Below are 25,223 nucleotides of genomic sequence, written 5' to 3'. Positions count from 1 at the left end.
TGTATGTAATGAGAGAGCATCACCACGACGGTGATGTTGCTTGTTCGCCACCCTATAAAGCGAAATGCATGCCAAGTTTTTTACCATTAAAAATCAGTGCCTTATAATATGACTGACCAATTTTTTGCACGTACCAAGCAACTTCTTGCCAAGCCAAGCAAAAAGTTGCTCAGCCAGCAGGCTAACGAGTTGGTGTTTGTGTTGTCATTTTCAGCGCCGTTTTTTTGAATCCACTTTGCATTATTGGTGGGTCGTCGCACACTCATTACTTCGTTACGATCGCTGTTTGCGTGCCCAGTGGATGTAGTCTTGGATCACAGGCTCAGCGAGTAAAAGGTCGAGGCTGTGTAATGCGCGACCCAGGTGTTTTTCACTGAATTGGCAATGAATAAAGGCGTGGCAAGGCCGGCATACCCAAATACCGTGTTCGCGCATGTAGGGTCGGGAAAAGCGCTTGGTGAACCATTTGTTGTTATGACAAGTTTTGGGGATCAAGTGATGGAAGGTCAGCGGCCTTGAGTGCTGACACAGTGCACAGGGCGTTGAACAAAGCGGAAAGGCAGGCATACAGATAATAATACTTAAAAAGAGGGTCGCATCGATAACTGCGACCCTCGTAACCAGTATCTGGTTCAATTACGCGAAGTTGTCACGCAAGTATTCAATAATGTCGTCCGATTCATACATCCACTGGGTTTCGCCGCCTTGGTCAATACGCAGACAAGGCACCATGCCTTTGCCGCCTTCGGTCTGTAGGCGTTGCCATTCTTCGGCATTAGCGTTCATATCCACCAGCGGAATATCTAACTTAAGCTCTGTCATGACTGCACGCACTTTATGGCAAAATGGGCAGTGCTCTTTGTGGTACAAACTTAGTCCGTTCAAATCAGCCATTATGTTTCCTTCTTGGTCATCAAGGCGGCTCTTCAAATACCACCAACTGTGTAAATTCACTCCACGTAATGATGGCATTGAACTTGGTCCCAACGCTAGTCGTTAGCCTATTTTATTGGCACTGAATAAGCAATTGTGTTTTGTTGTTCAAAATCGAACAACAAGTCCGTATCAGCGAGGGTAAGGAGACGGATCAATAACTGCATAACACGACCAAATTAATCCGGCCCATGTTCAAACTGTTTTAATGCCTCATTAGGCGTATGCCATGGTGCCTTCGACGCCGTGTGAATGTGAAAATTTGGCGCGGATTGTGGGGCGGTATCCAAAATTCCTAGACGAATATTGAACATCCCCTTATTGATTTTATGAGAGAAAAGGCTCGACCCACATTGCCCACAAAAAGCAAGCACCGTTTCTGCGCTTTTCTCATAATAACGAATATGCGTTTGACCAGCCGTGATCGAGACTTTTTCTGCCTCTATGCCGCCGACTGATGAATAGTCTGAACCAGTAAACTTTCGACATTCAGAGCAATGGCAGTTTCCCATATAAAGGAAAGTGTCAGGTAATGTAAGACGGACACCACCGCATAGGCAGCTAGCAGAGAGAGTGGACATGAGCATACCTCTATCTAAAGTATCAGACGCTATTGTCTGCTCTTGCCTAACAAAAAACAATTAAAATGTTTAATTTCATAGTCATAGCTATCTATTAATCTTTCCCAGAGAAATTATCTTATCTCGTCGTCGTACTACTATTTACAGTGTAAATTTATTGACAACGCGTCGATCTAACCAGGCACCTAACGAATAAATGCTCACAATCCTGACGCACTCCTGAACATATAGTGACATTGATCACATAAATTATTGCAGTTTAATGAAGCTCACCGTACTATCGATCCAAATGACATTTTTGGGACAAGGGTCACACATAGGGTGGTGACACCTGCTACGGACGGGCAGATCGTTTTATCGAATTGAGGATAATATGACATTACCACGATCTTCATGTGCTGCACGTACGGTGCTTAAAGGCGCCGGACAATTTTTTGCAATCGCCCTTTACTTCGCAGGTATTGCAGGCATTGTTCATTACAGTGTCGCGTCGCACAACGTTGCTTCCGAATCATCATTGATTGAGCTTTCCCAACTGGGGCTACTCGCCGCGACGGTATTTGCGTTTCGTCGTGTCGCTAAGCTCAGTCAATCCCTTCACCACGCAGCTGGGCTAATGAGTGCCTTTTTCTTGGTATTAATGATCCGAGAGCTGGATGCTGCACTTGATATGGTGATGCATGGTTTTTGGAAAGTGCCGGCATTAATTGTAACGGGGCTCGCTATTTGTCCCGCATTGAAATACTGGCGTGAAACCCTCACTAGCCTTGCGCACGCAATCCATTCAAGACACAGCACAGTTTTAATGATCGCATTAGCGCTGCTACTCGTGTATTCGCGTTTGTTTGGTATGGGCGAGTTATGGGAACAAGCGATGGGCGCCAACTACGTGCGAGATGTGAAAAATATCGCTGAAGAAAGTACTGAGTTAGTCGCTTATTCACTCATTTGGCTTTCGGCTCTCGGGTATCTTGTTGAGGCAAAGAAGTTGAGTTTCGTACCAAAAACTCGGCCAAACTCAACGACAATCGAAAGTGATATCTCAGTCTAATCACCCTCTTCCCCAAATACTTTTCTTGTTTTGACGTCGCCAGTGGGCGACGTCGCTGCTTAATGCTAAGATTGAAACAAATAGCATAGGAAGTCGAAAGCATGATGAGAACATTTGCGGTTTTTATTCTCCTTATGAGTGTCTTCGCTCACGCCAATACAGAGGATAAACCAAAAGCCGAACAGCTGGTGACAGGAAAGAATGAGGCTATTTGCAAATCGACGTTTGGACAAGAAATGATCAGCCAGCAAATGACATTCAGCAACCAAACGAACACGCAAAATATCCGTCGGATTGCCGAACGCAAGATTGCTGCAGCACGCAAAACATTTGCTGACACCGGTAGCTATTGTGATGCCGCACACGTGTTGTTGACATTCGAGCCAGAGTCTCTGTCCGGTAAAGATGGCGACGCGCAATTTCGTAATAACTGATGTGCCATAAATGTGGCACTCAGCTTCTCGTTTTGATAGCCAATTAGCCCCCCCCCCTTATCTACTACGCCGGCGATAAACGCTGATTGATACCCCATACCTAGTATTGGCTGTGGTACACTTCGACCACAACTTAACAAGGGGTATAACGATGAGAAAAACGCTATTGATTTTGGCTTTAACGGCGACACTAGTCGGTTGTGAAAACGATGAAGTGGGCGATGTCAGCTTAGGCATGTTCACCATGAAAGACATTAAACTCAATCACCTTGTCGATCCTGTGGTCAGTGGCGTCACATGCCATGTTGCGTCTGTTGAGGCTGATTTGAGCTTTTCTGATCCAAGCGACAGCGCGATTTCATGCCGACAAACTGGCGAGATTACGCCCGAGATGCTTGCCAATATCGATAAAAGTACATCCGGCGAAATAGTATTTAGAAAGTCGAAAAGTATATTTTTTAAGTCAATGAAAATTCGTCGTATTTTCGATGCTAAAAATCAAACGCTTATGTATTTGTCGTACTCGACCAAAGAAACGTCAGGCAGCTTTAAACATAGTCTTTCGACGGTTCCGCTATGGGGAACCAAAGCCTACCAATCTCAGCCACAAAAACACTAATAACCCAAGACGTAGTCGTTATCTGCTAATGCGCCACTCCTATGAGCGATCTTTTATGAATACGGTACAAACACAAATGGATGCATGGCTCGATGATGTCGTGATCGGACTAAATCTCTGTCCATTCGCCGCCAAGCCCCGTCGCAACCAACAAATTCGGCTAGATATCTGTTATGCAACGGATGATGACGCCATCCTCGAAGCGATTTATCACGCATTTGTGCATCTGACGCAGACAGACGCCACCATCACAGATACAACCGTGGTCGTCGTCCCCGATGCACTAGCAGGCTTTGATCACTACCTTGCACTGGTTGAAGCCACCGATGCGCTGATTGATCATTACGGTTGGCGTGGCCGGTTCCAGGTCGCGAGTTTTCATCCTGAATACTGTTTTGACGGCTGTGCCCCAGAAGATAGCGAAAACCTTACCAATCGCTCTCCTTATCCATGCTTCCATTTAATTCGAGAATCAAGCATGTCGCGTGCGCTTGAGCATTATGGTCAAGATCCCGCACTTATCCCTGAGCGCAACGTTGCCTGCGTTGAAGCGCTGACACCCTCTCAACGTCAAACACTGTTCCCTTGGATAAACGATGATCAAAATTAAATGATGGCCTGCGTTTGATTGAAGTGCCTACCTTTAATTGAAGTGTCAGCGGTGATCATCCATCGCCAATATTGGGTATGGCAAAAGTCGATCCCTGACTAACTTTGATAACGAAACAGGCAAGAATGTAAGACACAGTTGGCATTTCCGATGTCATCGACTTGTTGATTGACCGTGCGCATCTAAGGATACAAGGAGAGGAACAAGGGAGTGACTATGTCTTACAACAGATTTAAGGCCCCAGTTGGCTGCGTCATATTCGATTGCGACGGCACGCTGGTTGACTCAGAGAAACTATCGCATAAAGCCTTGGTGGAAACTTTCGCGACATTTGGCGTCGTGATTAGCTTACAAGAATCTCTTGATCACTTCGAAGGTGGAAAGCTCTCAGATGTACTGCAAAGCACATGTGAGCGAAGCGGCGCACATATCCCTATCGACCAGCTCGAGCCGCGTTTTCGTGATTTATGCCATCAGTACTTTGAAGCGGAGCTGCAACCAGTTAAAGGCATAGAAACGCTAATCAAGACGCTTAATCAGCAAGGTATTGATATCTGTGTCGCCTCCAATGGCCCTGTTGAAAAAATGGAACACGCATTAGCACTCACCAAGCTGCTGCCTTATTTCCAACATCGCTTGTTCAGTGCCTTTGACACTAACAGCTGGAAGCCTGCCCCTGATCTCCTTCACTATGCCGCAATGAATATGGCCTGCCCCACAGAGCAATGCATCTTTATCGACGATACCAACAAAGGGATCCAAGCAGGGATTAACGCACACATGCGTACTGTCCATTTTAACGCTAACCCCAATGTGCGGACGACTGATCATCCTTTAGTGACGCGCGCATTCAGTATTGAAGACTTAATCAACCTGTTGTGCTGATCCGCTCTTCTGGTTAGTGGATCGTCCACACAGCGCAACTGCATGTTGCCGCCACCATTCTTGATCAATACGCACGGTTTGCCACGTGTCTGCTTGCGGTATCCGCCAATAGCGTGTCAACGTCAATGTCGGTGTGCCTGGCGCGACCTCTAAGCCACCACTTTGCGACGATGCGAGCGCCTCCCAAGCACTTGACCAACTGACCTCAGCCATTGCAAGCGCCCGGTTAGTGCGTATCGTATGATCTAGCCTCGCCTTGTCACCAGTCTCCCACACAGCGGGGAAGAAATCAGGGTGCAGAAACGTCCGTATCCATCCCACCGGTAATTGCTCGATACATACGCGCCCCTCGCCTTCATACACTTGACCGAAAGGAGGAAGTAACATGTGATCGCTGATCGCAGCATCAGCCATCTTCTTGGTTTGAGCATGCCAAACAAACTGGCCACCATACGGTCCAAAATACTCCTGCCAATCGCTTAACTGAGTCGGATCATAAGGACACGGCGTGGGTGCGACAAACCAACCTCGACGATCTCGCCGATACAAGCGCCCCTCTGCTTCTAATACAGCAAGCGCTTCGCGCAAGGTCACGCGCGTAGTCGAAAACGTCTCCGCGAGCTGTCGCTCCCCCGGTAACTTTTTCCCCGGAGCAAGTAGCCCGCGATCGATTTGTGTTAATAATTGCTGGCGAATCGCCATAAACTGCATCATCAAAGGTCACATCTGCTTGATGTTCATATTTTTGGTGTGATCTCTCTCAACTTGCTGTTAAAACCTGACCACAATGTCCAAGAATCAATCAGTGATTAAGATAGAATCGCCAGTCTACTTGCAATCGGAGCAAAGAACAAAAGATGCATCCAAGGAACGTACAAAAACTTTTCCCCACACGACTAGCCCAACGTCTTGTATGCACTTTACTTTTTTGCTGGCTTGGTTTTACACCGTTAGGCTATGCGGATGATAACCCGCTTTCTGACTATTTTATTGAAACATGGACAACGGCCAACGGGTTGCCGCATAACAGCATCAATGCCATTGAACAGACCTCTGATGGCTACTTGTGGTTTGCAACGTGGGAAGGCGTCGCTCGCTACAACGGACTCGAATTTGTCCTGTTTGATCGCGGCCCGAACACGCACATGCAAGACTCCGGTACCCGTGCACTCGCCACTGGACCTGATAACCAATTATACGCAGGGGGCGCTCGCGGCAGCCTAGTGATGCGCAGCGGCTTTTCTTGGCAGAACTTACCGGTGGCACCAAGCTTAATTAACGATGCGCTGCATGACCAGTCTGGAGGATTGTGGCTTGCTATAGAGGGGATGGGCGTGCTCTATTACACGTCCAAACAGCTGAGGCAGCCAAGCCCCGACCCTCAGCATTTTATTAAGACGACCAGTAGTTACCACTTAGCACAAACCGATCAAGGCCATGTTTATGCCGCCACTGAGGACGGTGTTTACCAGCTTTCCAAACATGCCGGCGCCGCTCATCTTTCGTTTCATAACCTTTTTACCAAAGCATTTTATGTTTCCAGCAGTCAAGATGGCGCATTGTTAGTGGGATCTGAAAGCGGTGCATGGCGCTATAAAAACGAACGTTGGACGCCACTGGCAAGCGCATTGCTCAACCAAGCGATCACCATGGTCGAACAAGACAGCCGCGGGACCTATTGGTTTGGCACACTCAACCGTGGGATCGCACACCTGCGTGACAATCATCTCGACTTCCTGGATGGTCATCGAGGACTCCCGAATAATCGTATTCTTTCATGGTTTGAGGATAATGAGGGCAGTATCTGGATAGGCACTAACGGCGGAGCAATGCGGCTTCGTTACGCCCCTTTTGTCACCTTAACCAAAGATAATGGACTCGCAGGTAACTACGTGCGCACCGTACTGGGAGGTGACGGCGATACTGTTTGGGCGGGTTCCAGCGAAGGATTGAGTCAGATTAATACGATAGCGGGCAACGCACGCGTACTCGCCGATAATATTTCAGTCCTTAGTCTTGCGCATCGACAGCAAGGCGGACTATGGGTAGGGACTTATCAAAAAGGGCTCTACTACTGGCACCAAGGCTCACTCACGGCGGCCAACACCATCAATGACCAATTGCCAGATAGCGAAATACGAGCAGTTGTCGAACGTAATGGCGTCTTATGGGTGGGAACACCACGTGGCTTAGTCGAGTTTGATCAACACCAAAGCAAATCACCAACCGCAGCATCAGTGCCTTATCAAAAACAGGCTCTCTATCATAGCCAAAACAGTGCGTTACCTGGCAGCTACATTATGTCGCTGGCATTTGATGACACCGATAAGCTATGGATTGGCACCGGACGCGGTGCCAGCTATCTGTTAGAAAAGACAATCACTACGCTCGATTTTTCTGCACAAGAGCAGGCTCAATATGTTTTTGGCTTTTTCCACGAGCCGGGGTACGTTTGGATGGCCACCGATCGCGGTATTGTGCGCTATCGACAAGCTGACGGCCACCAAGCTTTAGTCGGCAGACCGCAGGGCCTACCAATTGATAAGTTCTTTCAAATTGTGAAAGGTGATGATCAAAGCTTTTGGCTATCCAGTAACCGAGGTATCTGGCGTATCAATTATGATCACGCCCATCAAGTTGCAGATAAAACACGCTCGCGTATCGACTTTGAACATTACGATCAAAGTGACGGCATGCTGAACAGCCAAGCTAACGGTGGCTCAAACCCTGCGGCAACCAAAACATCACGTGGAGACATTATTTTTGCCACTGCCAAAGGCGTTACTAGCGTTAATCCGACTCGGTTATCCCAACTACTGAGTCACCCTTTACCCATTGTCATGCAAAGCGTGCGGTTCGATAGCAAAGAGATTAACCCTGAAACGACGGGAAAGGTACCAGCGAGGACCAACCGTATCTTGTTTTCCTATGCCGCCCTCGGGTATACCATGCCGGAGCAAATCCAATATCGAACGCAGTTAAAAGGGTTCGAATCTGATTGGGCATACCGACATGAAAACCATATTGCCGAATATACGAACCTACCACCAGGTGATTACACTTTTAAAGTAAGTGCTCGCTATCCTTATAGCGACTGGAGTGATGATGTGCTCAGTTATCACTTCAGCGTTATGCCATCACTTTGGCAACGCGCTGATGTGCGAGCGCTAGGCTTTTTGCTGACTGTGCTTGCGGCCTACGCCGCGTTTATGTGGCGTATTCGACACATGAAGAAAAAAGCTATCCAACTCGAAGCGTTAGTCGAAGAGAAAACCCAGGCCTTACAAGCCCAAGCCGATGACTTCGAACGAATGTCTAAAGAAGACGCCCTCACTGGACTGGCCAATCGACGAGCCTTTGATGAATATTGGCATCAGGTATTCGAAGAATCGCGCCAATCCGGGACAGATTTGCAAGTCGCGATCTTAGACATTGATCATTTTAAACGCATTAATGATCACTATTCTCACCTGGTGGGGGATCAAATTATTCAGCGAGTCGGTAGCTTACTTCTTCGCGAGCAGACACATTTGCGTCATATCGCTCGTTGGGGCGGTGAAGAATTTACGCTTTTATTAGCGGGAACGCCTGCAGACGGTTATCGCTATTTTGACGGCTTAAGACGCCGAATTGCGGCGTTAGATCTAAACGATATTGCTCCCTCGCTTAGTATTACCGTCAGTATTGGCGTGGCAAGTAACCACCAGGCATCAGACTATGTCGATGGGTTAAAGAAAGCCGATCAAGCCTTATACCGGGCCAAACGCGATGGACGTAACTGTGTTCGCCAAAGCAATGATACTGCGTGATGATGATGTAAAAAGGGAGCGTTAAACGCTCCCTGATAAGTTTCACATGCAGGATAAACCAATGGGCTTATACGCTCATTGCGTTTAAGGCATAGTCTTTAAGCTCTTTTCATATGATTCATATTGTTTAGTAACAGAATCAGTTGGCCCGCCCGTCAACTTACTTACGATAATGGCACTCAAGCCCGCAAACAAGAAGCCAGGGACGATTTCATACAAATCGAAGATACCGCCAGGTATTTGTTTCCAAACCACCACGGTAATCCCGCCCACAAGAATCGCAGCCAGCGCACCATTGCGGTTCATGTCACGCCAGAACAGGCTGAGCAACAAGGCAGGACCGAATGCGGCACCAAAGCCAGCCCAAGCATAAGACACCAGACCCAGAACAGAGCTATCAGGGTCCATGGCTAAGCCAAGCGCAATCGCAGACAGCAAGATAACCGCACCACGACCGACCATGACCACTTCTTGGGTCGATGCGTCCGGACGGAAAACTTGCTTGTAAAAATCTTCCGCGAGCGCAGACGACGATACCAATAGTTGAGAATCTGCTGTACTCATAATCGCCGCTAAAATTGCCGCCAACAGGATACCTGCAATCACTGGATGGAATGCCGCATTGACCAACAACATGAAGATTTTTTCACCATCAGCCAGGGTGCCTGACATATCATTCTGCACGTACAAAATACCCACTAAACCGATCAAGACCGCACCGACCATGGATAATGCAGACCAACCCACTGCGATACGACGCGCCGTGGTAATGTCTTTATTGGAGCGAGTCGCTTGGAAACGCGCCAAGATATGTGGCTGGCCAAAGTAACCTAAGCCCCAGGCCGCCAAAGAGACGATACTGATCCAAGTGAGTGGCTCACCATCTACATCACGCCATAACGTCATCAGCTCAGGGTTGATTGCGGCAACATCACGGCCCAATTTGAAAATGCTGCCGTCCATGATAACAAACGGCACGATCAACAAGGCCGCGGCCATCAACAGTCCTTGCACCAAGTCAGTCCAAGATACCGCCAAGAAGCCACCAAACAAGGTGTATGACACAACACAAATCGTGCCAATCACCACCGCGGTTGTGTAATCAAACCCGAATACCGTGGTGAACAGTTTACCCCCTGCAACCAAGCCTGAGCTGGTGTAGAAAAGGAAGAAAAGCAAAATGAAGAAAGCAGAGATGGTTTGCAGCAATTTTGATTTATCCTCAAAACGGCGAGCAAAAAATTCCGGTAACGTCAGCGCGTTATCTGCTTCAATACTGTAAGTCCGCAGGCGTTTGGCACAAATTAACCAGTTAAGATAAGTGCCCAACAACAAACCGCCCGCAAGCCAAAGTGATTCCATTCCCGCAGCGTAGGCATAGCCAGGAAGCCCAAGCAGCAACCACCCACTCATGTCTGATGCCCCTGCTGACAACGCAGCGGGCCATGGGCCTAACGACCGGCCACCGAGGAAATAATCTTCGGAGTTAGAAGTCCGTTTGTAGGCATACACACCAATGGCAAGCATCATGATGAGATATGCCAGAAAGGTTGCACTGATGGCATAGCTATTGTCTATCATATGTGTCCCTCAATTGCATGGCCCCAATTGGGGCCATTTCTGGAAAGTTAATGTTCACCACTACCGAGTTCCAGAAGCGTGGCATTACCACCTACAGCAGTGATATTTATGGTTCGGGTGCATTCGGTCACGAAACGCAACACATAGTCAGGGCTACCAATCACTGAATACTGCTCAATGTCGGTTTCCGCAACCAGTGTCGCAATCACACCCTGTCGTTGTGCGAGCTGACGATTGACGTCTCGCACATGTTCTTTGGTTCCAGTCGTCGCTACGCCAACGACCTGCGGATGCTTGAATAGATCACTGCACACCTCAAGATCGACACGTACAGCAACTCTATCTGGGCATCCAGCTTTAACAAGATCCGCCATGACCGCGTCGGCATTGTCCGCATGCGAACCTTCCACGCTCACGACGACACAGTTACCCGCCACCAACGCAGCCGCTAACTGACCACACAAAGCAATAGACGTCAGAGACGCATCACCTGTCATGGCGATAGTCCCTCTTCCTGCCGTATACAGCTCGTTCGTTTCACCTGTCGGGCCAGGCAATTCGTGAACCTTATCGAGCAAGCGCTGAGCGTTCTCACACTGAAAACGAATCATCTTCGCTGCGTGGGCAAAGTCATCGCCGCGAGCGGCGACCGTGTCAGACCACCGTTGCAATAACGCAATGCGACCGGCGACAGTTTGATCATTCCAGTCTTCCCAAACCGCTTCACACTGCTCTAAAACGCTATTTAATTGATGCATGACGCTTCTCCTGATCCTGATATCAACCGACTTGTTGCACGTTTACTGATGCTTGCGTAAAGCGATACAGATAGTGTGGTCCACCCGCTTTAGGCCCAGTTCCCGATAAGCCGCGACCGCCAAAGGGTTGAACGCCAACGACAGCGCCGACCTGATCACGGTTGACATAACAGTTACCTACCCGAGCACGATGCTCAATATGGGCGCAGGTCGTTTCATTGCGGCTATGCACCCCCATGGTTAAGCCAAAACCTGTTTGGTTGATATCATCAATCACCTTATCGAGCGCATCCGCGCGATAGCGAACAATATGTAGAATGGGACCAAAATGCTCCTCACTCAGTTGATCAATACTGCGGATTTCAAACGCCGTTGGTGGCACAAACGTTCCTTTATCACAATCTTCAGAGAGTGGAACTTGCGTGACCAACTTACCGCTGCGCTTCATCTGTTCTATGTGAGCAAGAAGCTTGTCTTTCGCCGTTTGATCAATCACTGGCCCCACATCGGTTGATAGCCGCTCTGGGCGTCCCACAGACAGCTCCGCCATCGCCCCTTTTATTAAGCCAATCACGCGGTCAGCAATGTCTTCTTGAATATAAAGCACACGCAATGCTGAACAGCGCTGACCCGCAGAGGCGAAAGCAGAACGCAATACATCGCGCACCACCTGCTCGGGCAATGCCGTACTGTCCACTAGCATTGCATTCTGCCCCCCGGTTTCCGCGATAACTGGCACAGGATCGGCATCGCGCTCTGCCAAGGTGCGGGTAATACGCTGTGCTGTTGGTGTGGATCCGGTAAATGCGACCCCTGCAATACGCGTATCCTCAGTGAGAGGGGCTCCCACCACAGGGCCACTGCCAGGTAATAGCTGAATCACCCCAGCAGGGATCCCAGTGTCTAACAGCAACTCAATCGCGCGATAAGCAATAATAGATGTCTGTTCGGCCGGCTTGGCCACGACAGTATTACCGGCCACAAGCGCCGCGCCAACTTGGCCGAGGAAAATCGCTAATGGGAAGTTCCAAGGGCTGATACATGTAAAGACACCGCGTCCTTGATAGGTCACCGATTGTGCTTGTCCATCGAAGCCTTGATAGGCCAGTGGCTCCGTTTGCAACGCTTTAGCCTGCTCGGGGTAATAACGTAAAAAATCGACGGCCTCTCGGACTTCATCAATGCTATCGTGGATAGTTTTACCCGCCTCACGATGACAGATCGCCACCAGCTCACCCAGATTTGCTTCTAGTTTATCAGCAAGGTCAAGTAAGTACTTACCACGCTGGCTAACCTCGGTATCTCGCCATGTCGGATAAGCCTGTGCCGCAATATCGAGGGCGTTATTCACCTGTTCAGCCGTTGCCCAATCAACGTGACCTACGGACTCATTACGATCATAGGGCGCGGTTATCTCATGCGTATCGCCTTTCAGACGCTGACCGTTAACAATGGGGCCAGCCTGCCATTGGTACTCGCCCATGAAAGGAACAACACTGTCCTGGAAGGGTTGCCATTCTGATTCGATATCCGTCGCGACACCTTGCGAGTTTTTACGGGCGGGCCCAAAAATATCTTGCGGCATAGGAATGCGATCGTTGTGCAAGGTGTGATTAGCACACAAAGTATCAACCGGATCGGCAATCAAATCGTCAATCGGGCAACGTGCATCAACTAAACGATGTACAAACGAACTATTGGCACCGTTCTCTAACAAACGGCGAACCAGATAAGGCAACAAATCTTTATGGCTGCCGACTGGCGCATAAATACGCACTTCGGTGTTGAACAAGGCTTTGGCGTGATTGTAAAGCGCATCGCCCATGCCATGTAGGCGCTGGAACTCAAAGTCATTATGTGTCGCCATAGACGCAATCGCCGCAATCGTGTGGGCATTATGGCTGGCAAATTGCGGATAAATCAGACCGCGTATATGCTCGCTAAGTAGGAAGCGTGCACAGGCTAGGTAAGAAACGTCTGTCCCTTCTTTGCGGGTAAATACCGGATAACCGTGATGCCCAGTTTGCTGACACAGTTTAATTTCACTGTCCCAATAAGCGCCTTTTACTAACCGCATTGGGATCACATCACCTTGTTCTTTTGCTAAAGCCGCTAACCAAGTGATCACAGGTAGCGCGCGTTTAGAGTACGCTTGCACCACTAAACCAAACTTACCCCAACCTTTCACCACAGGGTCGCGATATAGCTTTTCAAATAGCGCAAGCGAAAGCTCCAACCTATCCGCTTCTTCCGCATCAATGGTGATCGCAACATCTTTTTCACGCGCACGTTTGAGCAAAACCAGAACCGTCTCAAACATTTCTGTCATCATGCGATCTTGATTTGCCGCTTCATAACGTGGATGCAAGGCAGACAACTTGATTGAGACGGATGGTGACGGTCCTTGATAACTGGCTTTCGCCTCGCCGACGGACTCAATCGCCTGTAAGTAATCGTTGAGATAGGCTTTGGCATCATCTTGAGTTAATGCCGCTTCACCGAGCATGTCGAACGAGTACGTAAAGCCATTCGTGCGCGGGCCTTCGCCGTTTTTCTGCGCCTCATCAATGTCGCGCCCAAGCACAAACTGATGACCCATGATTTTCATCGCTTGATGCATCGCTTGGCGAATCACTGGCTCAGACATTTTATTCACAAGGCGATTGATCACTGACGCCGGTTTGCCTTCGGTGCTCTCATCTAAGGTCACCACTTTACCTGTTAGCATTAACCCCCAGGTGGAAGCGTTGACAAATAAGGAATCAGAGTGACGCAAATGTGCTTTCCAGTCAGCAACACTGAGTTTGTCACGAATAAGCGCATCAGCAGTATGCGCGTCGGGGACCCGCATCAGAGCTTCGGCAAGACACATCAACAGAATGCCTTCCCGTGTGTCTAAACTGTATTCCAACAACAGCGCATCAATCATTTGTACGGCTTTTTTATCAGCACGTACCCGCTCAATTAACTGAGTCGCTTGACGACGTGTTTGCTCTCGCTCATTTTCTGAGGCTTGCGCAAGCGGAATGAGTTCTTTCAGCCACTCACTTTCGTCAACACAATAAAGCGGAGAGATTTCAGACCAAATCTTCGCTAATGGGCGCTCGATAAACGAGGGCTGCATAGCATCGATGGCTTTAAACATAGCGGTATCCTCACTCACGTCCTCCCAAACTCGGGCAGGAAAATGTTACGTCATTGTTACTCTGCGATCGATTCTATGCGTGGTCTATCAGTAAGGTCTTACAAAAAACACCGGCATTATTGCAAAATCCTCCGATGATTAACAAATAAAGCCGCCGATCGCTATAGAGGCGTAACAAATGATCGGCAGCTGAGTCGATGTGGTGCAACGTAATGCTGGGTAAATTGCGATAATCTTTGGCTTAAGGTGTGCATTTAAACCTGGCGGGCGACAAACCAAAATAGCGCGAAAACGCATTAGTAAATCCACTTTGACTAGAAAAACCACAACTGTCTGCAATTTGAGCCATGGTCAGATCACTGTCTTTGATAAGCTGCTTTGCCATTGCAAAGCGTTTATCCAGTACATATTGATGCGGAGTGGTTCCGACTTGTTGTTTAAATAATTGATGAAACTGGCTTTCTGCCAAGAAAACACTGCCCGCTAATTGCGCAACTGTGATCTTACGGCTGATATGCTGATGAATATAGCGATCGATAATATCCATATTTAATCGATGGCCATCGCGACGAGGAGAGACATGATCCCGGAAGTGACGGTGCAACACACACATTAACGTATCGGCACAGGCACGACTGAGCAAAGGATCGGAGGGATTGGCAATCATCTCTGCCGATAATGCTTTGATCAGTATTTGTGCGTGAGTATCTAATTGAAAATAAGGCTCACGAGCAAATAAGCGCGCAATATTTTCATGCATTAACGCTTGCTCTGACCATTCTTGCGAAGGAAGGTTAATCACTAAAATTTCGTTTCGTCCCACGCCAGTAAAAGCATGTTCTTGAGATTCCGCGACTAAACAGCCCTGTCCTGGACCAATAAGACTTCCTCGTCCACCAACATCAAACTCCGTTTGCCCCTGCAGCCCAATGACCACTTGTTTGTAGTCATGACTGTGGTGCCGTGGCTGTCTGGGTAAGGCAATGACTTCTGAAACCTTCGGTGATGCAGCCATTATGCTCCTCCCTTATTCACGATCTTTGGCTCATCGTCTGTTAACCCTTCTTTATTCTGGCACGCTTTCTTCCCATTCGCGAATGCTTCTCTGTTCTCAGCTAACCATTGTTCTCAGCTAACTATTGTTCTCGGCTAACCATTGTTCTCGGATAACTAATAGCTAAAACGACCAATCACACAGGATGTGGTTTCCATCATGGCAATTTTTCGGAACTATGATCAAGTACCGCATTTTTTACGGCGAATGTCATTTTGACCTTGAAAATGCGAAGGATCCCTCATGTTTTTACGATTGATCATCGAAAAGGCAAGACTAACAAGATGAAAAAAGACGATATAAATCTAACTAAACAATTTAATATCAAGGCGTTAGTCAAGGTTCGATGGGGACAAGCCTCTCTTGATCATCGTTTCGGTGCGATCGCGGGCGATCAACCCCTTGATCATTCTTCCGATTTAATCCGTCATCATGCAATCTTATTTGAAGCATGGGACCGCTTAAGGTAATCTTCCATAAACCTAAAACCATGAGCACAGTTGCACCGATCACGTCGCAGAATGCTGACTGCCGTCAAATAATTAACACGGTTTGCGTGGCAACACGGGTTTCCGTGATAGTCTACTTTTTGGACATAGGTATTATTATTGCGACATGCGTAAGCAAGGGAACTATGACAACGAAATATTTAAAAGCGTTATGCTTAGCGCTCCCTCCCCTACTGCTAACCGAGTTGGCGTTCGCTGAAAACGCGTCTTCCGCTGATAATCTCGATCCGGTCAGTGAGTTGGTAGAGAAACTCCGTGATAAAGAAGATTCACTGGAGTCTCGAAACGATGAACTGGCTCTGCAGCAGGCGAAGTTGGATGACCTTCTGGTTAAGCGCGCGACGTTAGAAGATGAGCTGAGCAACCTGAAGCGCAAACGCAGCAATGCAAAAGCAGAGCTCGATGCAAAATTTCAGGATTTAATTGCCGATCCGAGCACAGATATTAGCCCGTATCAGCAGGCCTACCAACAAACATGGCAGAAGGTGAATGATCAGCAGCGCGAACAGGCTGCCAACGAAACCGCGATTATTGAGCAGAAAAAACATCTGGCACAACTCGAGCGTGAGCAAGCATTGCTGGCAACGACGTTAGAAAACTTGCATGAAGCGATGCGCGAAGCCCGTGCAGAGCGTCTGCGCAAAGAGCTAACGCAGAAAGACACCATTGAGGTTGTCCATAGCCTGACTTGTTCGCCAAACATGACATTGTCTTCCTGTGCAAATCAAGGCAAGACCTTGACCATGCAGAAAGCCATTCGAGAGTTCCGTGGTCAGGTAACCAACTTTGTTACCGAATCAGACGCTGTGAAACAAAATATTGATAACGTGGCGTTCAATATTCACGTGACCAACAGCGAGATCATGGACGCGGGCTTTACCGGTGGCACGGATTACACTACTCGGATAAAAGCAGAGCTGGTGAGCCGTCCGGATAAGACAGCCTCATGCCGTTTGCTTGATTTGGAAGACAGATACTGTGTTGAGACGACACAAGCACAGAAACAAGCACAGCGTAAGCAGCAGGCAAAACGTTGGGTAAACGTGACTGTCCGCTCTAACCGTTATGATGACAACGTAACCATCAACGATGTGACTTATGGCAGTACACCCGTCGAGCTGATGTTACCGGTTGGTAATCACGATCTGACGGTGACCAAACCCGGCTTTATTCCCTATGATCGAGAAATTTATCTAGGTAAAGATCAAGTGGTATGGGCCAAGCTTAGAGAGCAGCCAAACCAGCCGCCCAGTCCAGGCAAAAAGTTTACTGATCCCGTTGCAAAAAATCTGGAAGCACCGCAAATGGTGGTCATTGGCGCCGGTGAGTACAAAGTGGGCCCTGATGCGCGCGAAAACGTGGCAATTCAGCAATCATTCGCGATAGGCGCCACACCTGTCACCGTCGAGCAGTTTGATGCCTTTGTCACTGCGTCTGGGTATGTCACTGCCGCGGAACAAGGCAATGGCTGTAATACGCTGGTAAACGGTGAAATCAGTCAAAGTTTAGAATCAGATTGGCGTCAGCCAGGCTTTGATCAAGCGGCTGATTCGCCCGTTGTGTGTGTTAACCAAGACGACGCCAACGCCTATATTGATTGGCTCAGCCAGCAAACTGGGCAACATTATGCACTTCCTAACGACGTTGAATGGGAAGTCGCGGCACGCGGCGGCACAGAAAGTGACTATTGGTGGGGCAATGACATTGGCGTGGGAAATGCGAATACCGGTTGGAGCGGCACAGTCTGGTCTAACGATCGTACCTCCCCCGTGAAAAGCTTTCCGCCTAATCCATTCGGTGTTTATGACACCGCGGGTAACGTCTGGGAGTGGGTTGGCAGTGACACGCCACTTGCACGTGGTGGCGCTTGGAACTTCTCTCCTCAGCGTTCACGTGCCTCTGAGCGTCTAGAGTTGGGTGAGAACACCAGTGCTAATTACCTTGGTTTTCGAGTTATCAGACACATTAAAACTCGCTAAATTAAGCATTCACCCACATATAAAACAAACGCCGCTAAAAAAGCGGCGTTTTTTATATCGGACGTTTCTTACTTACGCTTACTACGTTTACCCACCCAAAGTTAACTCGCCTATTACCGGCTCTGCCATCTTGCAGCATAACAATCTTGATATTAAGTTGCTTTATCCTGTGTCAATAGGTCAAAGCCCCCCTACCCAACGTCTAATCTTCTAGATATAGTAAAGTCTGTAAACGCAATTTGTCCCGATAGACGCGTTTGCAGTTCCTAACACTGTTAGGTGCAGTCAGATAAGGAGCTTATATCAACTACCCTCATGGTATGAGTGAATTATCTAGACAACCTCTTCTACACGTCGTACAGGATAACTCCCTTCGGGGAAATCTTGTCTTTGCCGGCTTTATGCCGGCTTTTTTTTATGCTCCAATAGCTTGTCGACTTTTCACTATCGACCCAGAATCGTTACTCTCAAAACAATAATAACGCGTCGGTAAGCTATATGAATCACCCGCTCTCTCCCTCCCCCGTGCCTCCAGCTTTGTCTATGCTTGAGCAGCTCCCCGGTTGTTGGGGCTGTAAAGACACGCATTCAGTGTTTGTTTATGCCAACACTGAATATTGCCGGCTCATCGGCCTCGAACAGCCACAAGACTGTATCGGTAAAACTGACTACGATATGCCTAGCCCTACCACACGGTTTGCGCGTCAATTTCAGGCACAGGATCATTACGTGATGGAAACGGGTAAGCGTCTTCGTGTACTCGACATTCATCCTTACGCGAACGGCCGCTGGTACGCGCACTTATTTACAAAAACGCCTTGGTATAATGACAAGGGTGAAGTGTGCGGTGTGATGTTTTGTGGCCAAGAGCTGAGTGATACCGCTATTTTAGAAGTGGGTCACTGGATATGTCATGCGGTGACACATCCGGAAGAAGCGCAAACGGATCATCACCACCACCAATCACATATCCATCTCACTGCGCGTGAGCAGGAAGTTCTATTCCTTCATTTACACGGCAAAAAGCCGCAGAGCATTGCAAACACCTTATCCGTTTCCGTCAAAACCATCGAAAACCACTTTGCGCACTTACGCGAGAAGTTCGAGGCTGACTCCAAAGCGGCGCTACTTGAACGCGCACTCGCGCAAGGGTTTGGATCTGCAATACCAGAAAGCCTGTTAACCCAACAGCTCTCTATCGTGCTTCGAGATTAATGACACAAAACGACAAACAAAGAGGCCAATATATCGCTATATTGGCCTCTTCCGCAGGTTTACGGTGCTAAGCGCTCAATGTCCCAGCTTTCATCTTTTTGCCGTTGATACAAGAATCGATCATGCAAACGATGCGCACCGCCTTGCCAAAACTCAATGCTCTTAGGTATCACACGATAACCGCCCCAAAAAGTGGGGACCGGCACTTCACCTTTCTCAAACTGCTTTTTCAGCTCTAAAAATTTTCCCTCTAGCGCCGATCGCGCAGACAATCGTTCACTCTGCTTACTCGCCCACGCCGCAATTTGGCTCTCCTTTGGACGAGACGTAAAATATTTAAAAACGTCTTTTTTACTCAAAGGCACGGCTTCACCCATAATGTGGACTTGCCGCTCGATAAAGTGCCAGGGAAAATGCAAACTAATTTGGCTATTTTCCTTGAGGTGTAGCGCTTTGCGACTGCCTAGATTGGTATAAAATACAAAGCCATCTTGGTTAAAATCTTTCAATAACACGATGCGTTGAAAAGGCTGCCCATGCTCATCAACAGTCGCAATCGTCATCGCGGTCGGATCGGGCACCTGAGTATCAATCGCTTGCTGCAGCCAGTGCTCAAACAGATCCATTGGCGTACTCGGCAAATCGTCGCGACGCAATCCCCCTTTTGTATATTCTCGTCGAATATCGGACAAATCCATTGCTCTCTCCCATTCATTTACTTTCCACTATTTTGCGCAGGAAAACGCTGATTAACAAGTTGATTTTCATCTATACATGGTGCCTACCAGGCGACTTTTTATGGTTTAACCAAAGTCACCCTGTTCCTAGCAATACGGTGAAAAGTGACTCGCTCATCTAAACTTGAAGGTACCCACACTGATACGAGGAAAAGTCCATCGAGGCGCAGTATTTTCGACATTATTTTGATATCAGTAAGTTGCGTTTTTAGAAAGCCATCTTGCACTGCTATGACTCATGTTTAAGGTATGGCAAACTGAGTAGACCTTGGTCAAATTAAACTATGTTTGGACATAACGACGCATCAAGCGATGTCACTAAGTCCTTAGAAGAGAGAGACAATCAGTAATGAAGCGATGGCACATCATTGTCCTGATCCTGTTTATCTCATTTGGGACGGTTGGACTGACGACAAAGGAAGCACACTGGGTCGATAAAGTCGCTAACTTTTACGGTGATCGTGCAGGTAAACGCGTTACCGCATGGCGGAATATGGTCGAAAATAGTCAAGATGTATCAGAGCTCGATAAGCTCGACCGCGTCAATGATTTTTTCAACCAACTGTATTTTGTTGATGATATCGACTTGTGGGGCCAAAAAGACTACTGGGCAACGCCGCTTGAATTTCTTGGTGCTGCTGCTGGCGATTGTGAAGATTTTAGTATCGCTAAGTATTTTTCGCTACGAGAATTAGGAATCGATGATAAAAAGTTGCGGCTTGTTTACGTCAAAGCCATCCGCCTTGACCAATTCCATATGGTCGTCGCTTATTACCCAACCCCTTCTTCCGAGCCGGTGCTATTAGACAACTTAGACCCAGAGATTAAACGCGCGTCATTACGCCGCGATCTGTTACCTATCTATAGTTTTAATGGTAGCCGATTATGGTTAATGAAAGAGCGTGGACAAGGTGAACTAGCGGGCAACGCCTCAAGGCTTGGCCTTTGGAATGATTTGCGCACTCGTGTCGAGTCGCTAGAAATGCAAAAACCGATTAGACAATACGATAGGTAAACACCGATGACGTTATTCAATCAAATATTTACGTGGATGCTGGTGATTTTCTTCTGCATAGTGCTGGGCGTCTTCGGTATAGAACTCAACACCACGCGGAATTTTTTACTCAGTCAACAAACCTCTGATGTCAACAATACCGTGAACTCAATGGGGCTAGCGCTCGCACCCTACCTTGAATCGGATGATAAGGTGGCAGCCGAATCAGTGATAAACGCTTTTTTTGATGGAGGATTCTATCGTGAAGTTAATCTTACCTTGTTGTCTGATAACAGTGAGATTACGCGAGAATATCCTGTCCAAATCCAAGGTGTGCCGCAGTGGTTTATCAATCTAGATATTTTCCCCGTCATCACTGAAAAGCAAACCATCACCAGCGGCTGGATGCAACTTGCTGAAGTAGAAGTCGTTGCCCATCCTGGCTACGCCTACAAACAACTATGGAAGTCCTTTGTTCAACTCGGCACAATCATGGCAATCATCTTTGTCATTGCTTCATTAATTATCGGCTGGCAACTGCAACGTTCCCTAAGACCTCTTGCTCGTATTACCGCAAAAGCAGGCGAGATTGCGAAAAACAAATTTGGCGATCCCATTCCTCTGCCACCAACGACCGATCTCAAAACGGTCGTTAATGCGATCAATGTCATGACAGACCAACTTAAGCGTTATTTTGAACAACAAGCAAAAGAGGCAGACCGCCTGCGAAAAGCCGCTTATCGTGACCCAGTATCAGGCCTTGGAAACCGTAGCTTTTATGTCGCTCAACTTAATTCTTGGTTAACAGAGTCTGGCATTGGTGGAATGGCGCTCATCAAAGTGGACCTTATCAGCGACGCATATGAAAACCAGGGGTTTGAAGCCGGCGATCTTGTCGTAGAGCAGTTCGCTAACCACTTAACAACCACCATTATCAGCGACGATAGCATGACAGCGGCAAGGTTGAGCAAAGACGAGTTTGTCGTATTGGCACCCAACACCGATTCTGAGGATTTGCTTGTATTAGGCGAACGCGTCATTGCCATAGTCGTCGACATGCAAGCGGATCCATCAGAGCTGATACAACCCAAGGTTGCTGTCGGGTTAGCGGTCAATGGCGGCGGCAACCAAAAGGCCAGTGTATTGCTGTCACAAGCTGACAACGCACTCTCACAGGCACGAAATACGCCTGAGCACCCTTTGACCTTAATCGACCATTCTATTGGTGATGCGGCGATGGGCAAACAGCAATGGAAAGCACTGCTTCATGAGGCCGTCGCGAAAGAACTCTTTGTGTTCAAATATCAGTCAGCCACTGACAGTCAGTCCAACCGCCTCCATCAGGAAGTGTTCTCAGCAATTGAAAAAGATGGCAACTATTATGGCGCCGGTCATTTCTTAGGGGCGGTAGAACAACTTCAAATGGGCGAGATTCTAGATAAACACGTCGTTTCACATGTGCTTAAAACACTAGACCAAGATCCAAGTGTTGGCCCTCTCGCCGTGAACTTGACCTTGAGTAGTATAACCAACGCATCCTTTATTCGCTGGCTGGGGACAATCTTGAGTCAACACCGTAGACTTGCCGGCCAACTACTTTTTGAAATTCCAGAGGGAGCATTTGTTCGCTATGCCGATCATACGGGTCTGCTCACGGATCAAATTCGTCAAGCCGGCTTCCAATTCGGGGTCGATAATTACGGCCGTAATTTTCAATCGCTTGATTATCTGCAACGCTTTAAGCCCGATTACGTTAAAATTGATTTCGCGTATACAAGCCATATTGAGGACGATGCGCAAGACAATGTCCTGGCCTCCATTTGTCGTACAGCGCACAATCTAAATATCACGACCATTGCCACACGGGTTGAGACAGAAGCGCAGCTCGCTCATCTTTCTGAACTGTTCGTTAATGGCTTCCAAGGGTATATCTTCAGTAATACGGACAAAGAGAACTAAAGGGTTAGACGCATGCGAAGCGTTCAAATCAAAAATCGCGTTACCTCAGTAACGCGATTTTTTGTGCAACGATACGTCGCCGAAGATAAAACATTTACACTGTAAATTGCGTTTACACTGCAAATCAACGCTAGCTATTTTGCTGGTAGGGTTTCAGCTCTATCGCTGCATTATCATAAAACAAAACCGAAGGGCCATGCTCAGAGTTTATACTGTGTTTTTCTTCTCCAATGGTGCAGTGTACACGATTTAGCAGTGATTTAGTGGCGGTGATACTGGCTGCACGATAAGACGCTTCTATCGTGGTATCTGTTTCCTCTATCGCCTTCTCAATTTCATCAAGCGCTTCAAATAAGTTATCTCTTGTTGAGGTAATGCGCTCGACCATCGCCGCATCACGTTTGGCGGGTGGTAACGCTTCTAGCTTCGCTTCCGCCGCTTTTACTTTATCGAGTTGCGCCGTTTTATCTTCCCAATCTTTATTCAGTTCAACCATTTGCCGCTTGAGAAGAGGTAACCTCGGAAAACAATGGATATAGGTATGTGCCCCCGCACTGGCCCCCACAATGACCGCCTGAAGCTTTTCACCGACTTCATGTTTCCCACCTGCCAGTGTACCTTTACGCTTCGTGGTGTCACTTATCGTAAGCGACTGCCCCACTTGCGTATTACAATGCATCGCATGCAAGGTCAGCTCGACGTTTTTGTTTGCGCACAAGGTCGCGTATTGAGCAAATTTCGCCACTATGTTGCCATCAGCCACTAAGATGCAGTTGATGTCTGAGTCCGCAGCAACTTGTCGACCAATAATACCGTTCTGAACAATAATATCAGCTCCCGCGGTAATCGTGGCAGACTCAACCACACCGCCGACTGTCACCGTCCCCGACGCTGTCACTTTCATGCCGACTTCAACATCGCCTTTAATGACGACGCTGCCTTCAAAATTGACATGACCGGTGCCTACATCGACAACATCTAAACTCAGCGCATCGTCAACTGCAACGCCGTCATTTTGCAAACGCGGGACACCTGCCATGGTCGCAATAAGAATATTAGGATCTTTATTACTGAATGCGCTGCCCTCGTGGGCCGCTAATGTCATCGGTTTACCTGATGACGTTGAGAGCACTGAACCGGTTACGGTAAAGCCTTCATAGCCTGCCGTTTCGGGCACGAGTTTTGCGAGAGGTTGACCTTGCTTCACCATGACCATTTCACCGAGATCGCGCATGTCTACCGTGCCATCTTCTCGCTCTCTTGGACGACGAACGCGATCGGCGGGGTCTTCTATTAAGTAGACAATGTGCGCATCTTCTCCTGCCACTGGCTGTCGGCCAAAGGCTACGGGCACATCCAGATATTCACCGGGTTTTAATCGTCCAGAAGCAGACAACAGTTTTTGTAAGGTTGGTTTTTTGATACCACGAACAATATTTGCTTCACGCAGTGTCGACAGAATATCATCACCTTTAAGACCTCGCCCACCACACGCACCATTAACGATAAGATAGGCCGTCATCTTATCATCTGCGATACGGGCTTCTATTGTGGCATCCCGTCGCTCGGCGATAATAAAGTCTTCTGACTCGCTATCATCGTTGGACGTATTCAGCTTGGTTAAAGCCGACTCTATCGTATCGTCGAAACAAAAGAAGGCGTCGGCCTGGTGATGCACCAACCAATCCTTAATTTGTTTTTTCTCTATCGGTTGATCACTCGTGTGCTGAGTATTACCGGCCGATAAATACACACGTTGCCCATCCTGAGAAACTCGGAGGATATCGTCTAGCATGTCGCTCCCTGCCAAAAACGCCTTACGGCTTTATCGATATGATGATCCAACCGTATGACATTGTTTTCGTCTCGTCATAAAACGAAACGCCACGCCTCACCACAACCTTAACAACGATTAGGTTAGCCTACGTCGTAGATCGCTGAGGGCAAATGTCTCATTTGTAATAAATTATACAGGTTTAGTCATTTTGGGAGCAGGATCTCTAGTAAAAACGTGAGCACGATAGGATTTATTTGATCACTACTTAGTAAGTTTCTCAGTTTCTATGATGGACGATTTACACTGTAAATCTCATCCGAGCCTCGTTTCATTGGCGGCTATGTTTGCATTGATCGCTGCATTTACATGGAGCACTGTATTTACATGGAGCACTGCATTTACATGGAGCACTGCATTTACATGGAATGTGGTATTTACGTGGAGCGTGGTATTTGTAGTGAAAGCTATGTTGGCATTAACAGATATGTTTCTATTAACAGCCTTATGTGAATTTACAGTGTAAATTGATACGTTTGGCGCTTCCTTATCTTTACACTGTAAATTGAACCAATAGCTCTATCAAAACGGCCTGA

General features: G+C 47.8%; 20 protein-coding genes. 11 read left to right on the top strand and 9 right to left on the bottom strand.

The features are described 5' to 3' along the window. Positions 1-636: 636 nt before the first annotated feature. Both HLG76_RS12515 and HLG76_RS12510 read right to left on the bottom strand, forming a co-directional pair. Positions 637-894: a glutathione S-transferase N-terminal domain-containing protein gene (locus tag HLG76_RS12515; protein WP_025744429.1), complete on the bottom strand. Its 258-nt coding sequence runs from the start codon at positions 892-894 to the stop codon at positions 637-639. A 218-nt stretch (positions 895-1,112) separates the two neighbouring features. Beyond that, the gene (locus HLG76_RS12510) at positions 1,113-1,514 is read right to left on the bottom strand and encodes a GFA family protein (protein WP_077660570.1); all 402 of its coding nucleotides are present in this window, start codon (positions 1,512-1,514) and stop codon (positions 1,113-1,115) included. Positions 1,515-1,887: 373 nt separating this feature from the next. Between HLG76_RS12510 and HLG76_RS12505 the strand changes: the two genes are divergently transcribed. The 5 genes from HLG76_RS12505 to HLG76_RS12485 all read left to right on the top strand — a co-directional run bounded on the left by HLG76_RS12505 (position 1,888) and on the right by HLG76_RS12485 (position 5,113). Next, positions 1,888-2,565 (top strand): hypothetical protein, encoded by a 678-nt coding sequence (locus HLG76_RS12505; RefSeq protein ID WP_175993766.1) that lies wholly within the window; start codon positions 1,888-1,890, stop codon positions 2,563-2,565. Between the two features lie 101 nt (positions 2,566-2,666). Further along, positions 2,667-2,999 carry a hypothetical protein gene (locus tag HLG76_RS12500; protein WP_077576166.1) on the top strand — a complete coding sequence of 111 codons (333 nt, stop codon included), beginning with the start codon at positions 2,667-2,669 and terminating at the stop codon, positions 2,997-2,999. Between the two features lie 151 nt (positions 3,000-3,150). Beyond that, positions 3,151-3,618: a CreA family protein gene (locus HLG76_RS12495; RefSeq protein ID WP_077460804.1), complete on the top strand. Its 468-nt coding sequence runs from the start codon at positions 3,151-3,153 to the stop codon at positions 3,616-3,618. A 55-nt stretch (positions 3,619-3,673) separates the two neighbouring features. Then, positions 3,674-4,228: a DUF1415 domain-containing protein gene (locus HLG76_RS12490; protein WP_175993765.1), complete on the top strand. Its 555-nt coding sequence runs from the start codon at positions 3,674-3,676 to the stop codon at positions 4,226-4,228. 216 nt (positions 4,229-4,444) lie between these two features. Continuing rightward, complete coding sequence (locus tag HLG76_RS12485) at positions 4,445-5,113, top strand: HAD-IA family hydrolase (RefSeq protein ID WP_175993764.1); 669 nt, start codon at positions 4,445-4,447, stop codon at positions 5,111-5,113. On the opposite strand, the gene HLG76_RS12480 is transcribed toward HLG76_RS12485, so the two are convergent. Beyond that, positions 5,093-5,827, bottom strand: coding sequence for a GntR family transcriptional regulator (locus tag HLG76_RS12480; protein WP_175993763.1), 735 nt, complete (start codon positions 5,825-5,827; stop codon positions 5,093-5,095). The two genes, HLG76_RS12485 and HLG76_RS12480, sit on opposite strands and share 21 nt — an antisense overlap. 143 nt (positions 5,828-5,970) lie before the next feature. Between HLG76_RS12480 and HLG76_RS12475 the strand changes: the two genes are divergently transcribed. Next, positions 5,971-8,922: a diguanylate cyclase gene (locus HLG76_RS12475; RefSeq protein WP_175993762.1), complete on the top strand. Its 2,952-nt coding sequence runs from the start codon at positions 5,971-5,973 to the stop codon at positions 8,920-8,922. Positions 8,923-9,006: 84 nt separating this feature from the next. Here the strand turns inward: HLG76_RS12475 and putP are convergent, their stop codons facing one another. The 4 genes from putP to HLG76_RS12455 form a co-directional block, all read right to left on the bottom strand. After that, a complete protein-coding gene (gene putP, locus HLG76_RS12470) occupies positions 9,007-10,503 on the bottom strand; it encodes a sodium/proline symporter PutP (protein ID WP_077576158.1) in 1,497 nt (498 codons plus the stop codon). A 47-nt stretch (positions 10,504-10,550) separates the two neighbouring features. Then, entirely contained in the window at positions 10,551-11,261 is a 711-nt protein-coding gene (locus HLG76_RS12465) for an aldehyde dehydrogenase family protein (protein ID WP_175993761.1), read from the bottom strand. A 22-nt stretch (positions 11,262-11,283) separates the two neighbouring features. Continuing rightward, positions 11,284-14,406, bottom strand: a complete 3,123-nt coding sequence (gene putA / locus HLG76_RS12460) for a bifunctional proline dehydrogenase/L-glutamate gamma-semialdehyde dehydrogenase PutA (protein WP_077669803.1) — start codon at positions 14,404-14,406, stop codon at positions 11,284-11,286. A 241-nt stretch (positions 14,407-14,647) separates the two neighbouring features. Then, positions 14,648-15,421, bottom strand: coding sequence for an AraC family transcriptional regulator (locus HLG76_RS12455; RefSeq protein WP_021024058.1), 774 nt, complete (start codon positions 15,419-15,421; stop codon positions 14,648-14,650). Positions 15,422-15,744: 323 nt separating this feature from the next. Between HLG76_RS12455 and HLG76_RS12450 the strand changes: the two genes are divergently transcribed. The 3 genes from HLG76_RS12450 to HLG76_RS12440 all read left to right on the top strand — a co-directional run bounded on the left by HLG76_RS12450 (position 15,745) and on the right by HLG76_RS12440 (position 19,163). Further along, positions 15,745-15,930, top strand: coding sequence for a hypothetical protein (locus tag HLG76_RS12450; protein ID WP_077669804.1), 186 nt, complete (start codon positions 15,745-15,747; stop codon positions 15,928-15,930). 164 nt (positions 15,931-16,094) lie between these two features. Beyond that, positions 16,095-17,948 (top strand): SUMF1/EgtB/PvdO family nonheme iron enzyme, encoded by a 1,854-nt coding sequence (locus HLG76_RS12445; RefSeq protein WP_077677453.1) that lies wholly within the window; start codon positions 16,095-16,097, stop codon positions 17,946-17,948. A 498-nt stretch (positions 17,949-18,446) separates the two neighbouring features. Continuing rightward, the gene (locus HLG76_RS12440) at positions 18,447-19,163 is read left to right on the top strand and encodes a PAS domain-containing protein (protein ID WP_077460814.1); all 717 of its coding nucleotides are present in this window, start codon (positions 18,447-18,449) and stop codon (positions 19,161-19,163) included. A 59-nt stretch (positions 19,164-19,222) separates the two neighbouring features. On the opposite strand, the gene pdxH is transcribed toward HLG76_RS12440, so the two are convergent. Then, positions 19,223-19,861, bottom strand: a complete 639-nt coding sequence (gene pdxH, locus HLG76_RS12435; RefSeq protein WP_021024053.1) for a pyridoxamine 5'-phosphate oxidase — start codon at positions 19,859-19,861, stop codon at positions 19,223-19,225. 388 nt (positions 19,862-20,249) lie between these two features. Between pdxH and HLG76_RS12430 the strand changes: the two genes are divergently transcribed. Next, complete coding sequence (locus HLG76_RS12430) at positions 20,250-20,915, top strand: transglutaminase-like cysteine peptidase (RefSeq protein ID WP_077677452.1); 666 nt, start codon at positions 20,250-20,252, stop codon at positions 20,913-20,915. A 6-nt stretch (positions 20,916-20,921) separates the two neighbouring features. Continuing rightward, entirely contained in the window at positions 20,922-22,853 is a 1,932-nt protein-coding gene (locus tag HLG76_RS12425) for an EAL domain-containing protein (RefSeq protein WP_175993760.1), read from the top strand. A 130-nt stretch (positions 22,854-22,983) separates the two neighbouring features. Here the strand turns inward: HLG76_RS12425 and HLG76_RS12420 are convergent, their stop codons facing one another. Further along, on the bottom strand, positions 22,984-24,648 hold the full coding sequence (locus HLG76_RS12420; RefSeq protein ID WP_175993759.1) for a DUF342 domain-containing protein: 1,665 nt from the start codon (positions 24,646-24,648) through the stop codon (positions 22,984-22,986). Positions 24,649-25,223: the final 575 nt, after the last annotated feature.

Origin of the sequence: Salinivibrio sp. EAGSL (genome assembly GCF_013366455.1) — a bacterium.
GTDB classification, from domain to species: domain Bacteria; phylum Pseudomonadota; class Gammaproteobacteria; order Enterobacterales; family Vibrionaceae; genus Salinivibrio; species Salinivibrio costicola.
This window is presented reverse-complemented; position numbering and strand designations above follow the sequence as displayed.

What these genes read in the sequence shown, in the direction of transcription:
- HLG76_RS12510 (WP_077660570.1), bottom strand. Translation starts at nt 1,514, where the DNA reads ATGTCCACTCTCTCTGCTAGCTGCCTATGCGGTGGTGTCCGTCTTACA.
- HLG76_RS12420 (WP_175993759.1), bottom strand. Translation starts at nt 24,648, where the DNA reads ATGCTAGACGATATCCTCCGAGTTTCTCAGGATGGGCAACGTGTGTAT.
- HLG76_RS12515 (WP_025744429.1), bottom strand. Translation starts at nt 894, where the DNA reads ATGGCTGATTTGAACGGACTAAGTTTGTACCACAAAGAGCACTGCCCA.
- HLG76_RS12445 (WP_077677453.1), top strand. Translation starts at nt 16,095, where the DNA reads ATGACAACGAAATATTTAAAAGCGTTATGCTTAGCGCTCCCTCCCCTA.
- HLG76_RS12450 (WP_077669804.1), top strand. Translation starts at nt 15,745, where the DNA reads ATGAAAAAAGACGATATAAATCTAACTAAACAATTTAATATCAAGGCG.
- HLG76_RS12495 (WP_077460804.1), top strand. Translation starts at nt 3,151, where the DNA reads ATGAGAAAAACGCTATTGATTTTGGCTTTAACGGCGACACTAGTCGGT.
- HLG76_RS12480 (WP_175993763.1), bottom strand. Translation starts at nt 5,827, where the DNA reads ATGATGCAGTTTATGGCGATTCGCCAGCAATTATTAACACAAATCGAT.
- HLG76_RS12430 (WP_077677452.1), top strand. Translation starts at nt 20,250, where the DNA reads ATGAAGCGATGGCACATCATTGTCCTGATCCTGTTTATCTCATTTGGG.
- HLG76_RS12475 (WP_175993762.1), top strand. Translation starts at nt 5,971, where the DNA reads ATGCATCCAAGGAACGTACAAAAACTTTTCCCCACACGACTAGCCCAA.
- pdxH (WP_021024053.1), bottom strand. Translation starts at nt 19,861, where the DNA reads ATGGATTTGTCCGATATTCGACGAGAATATACAAAAGGGGGATTGCGT.
- HLG76_RS12490 (WP_175993765.1), top strand. Translation starts at nt 3,674, where the DNA reads ATGAATACGGTACAAACACAAATGGATGCATGGCTCGATGATGTCGTG.
- HLG76_RS12425 (WP_175993760.1), top strand. Translation starts at nt 20,922, where the DNA reads ATGACGTTATTCAATCAAATATTTACGTGGATGCTGGTGATTTTCTTC.
- HLG76_RS12440 (WP_077460814.1), top strand. Translation starts at nt 18,447, where the DNA reads ATGAATCACCCGCTCTCTCCCTCCCCCGTGCCTCCAGCTTTGTCTATG.
- HLG76_RS12500 (WP_077576166.1), top strand. Translation starts at nt 2,667, where the DNA reads ATGATGAGAACATTTGCGGTTTTTATTCTCCTTATGAGTGTCTTCGCT.
- putP (WP_077576158.1), bottom strand. Translation starts at nt 10,503, where the DNA reads ATGATAGACAATAGCTATGCCATCAGTGCAACCTTTCTGGCATATCTC.
- HLG76_RS12505 (WP_175993766.1), top strand. Translation starts at nt 1,888, where the DNA reads ATGACATTACCACGATCTTCATGTGCTGCACGTACGGTGCTTAAAGGC.
- HLG76_RS12455 (WP_021024058.1), bottom strand. Translation starts at nt 15,421, where the DNA reads ATGGCTGCATCACCGAAGGTTTCAGAAGTCATTGCCTTACCCAGACAG.
- HLG76_RS12465 (WP_175993761.1), bottom strand. Translation starts at nt 11,261, where the DNA reads ATGCATCAATTAAATAGCGTTTTAGAGCAGTGTGAAGCGGTTTGGGAA.
- HLG76_RS12485 (WP_175993764.1), top strand. Translation starts at nt 4,445, where the DNA reads ATGTCTTACAACAGATTTAAGGCCCCAGTTGGCTGCGTCATATTCGAT.
- putA (WP_077669803.1), bottom strand. Translation starts at nt 14,406, where the DNA reads ATGTTTAAAGCCATCGATGCTATGCAGCCCTCGTTTATCGAGCGCCCA.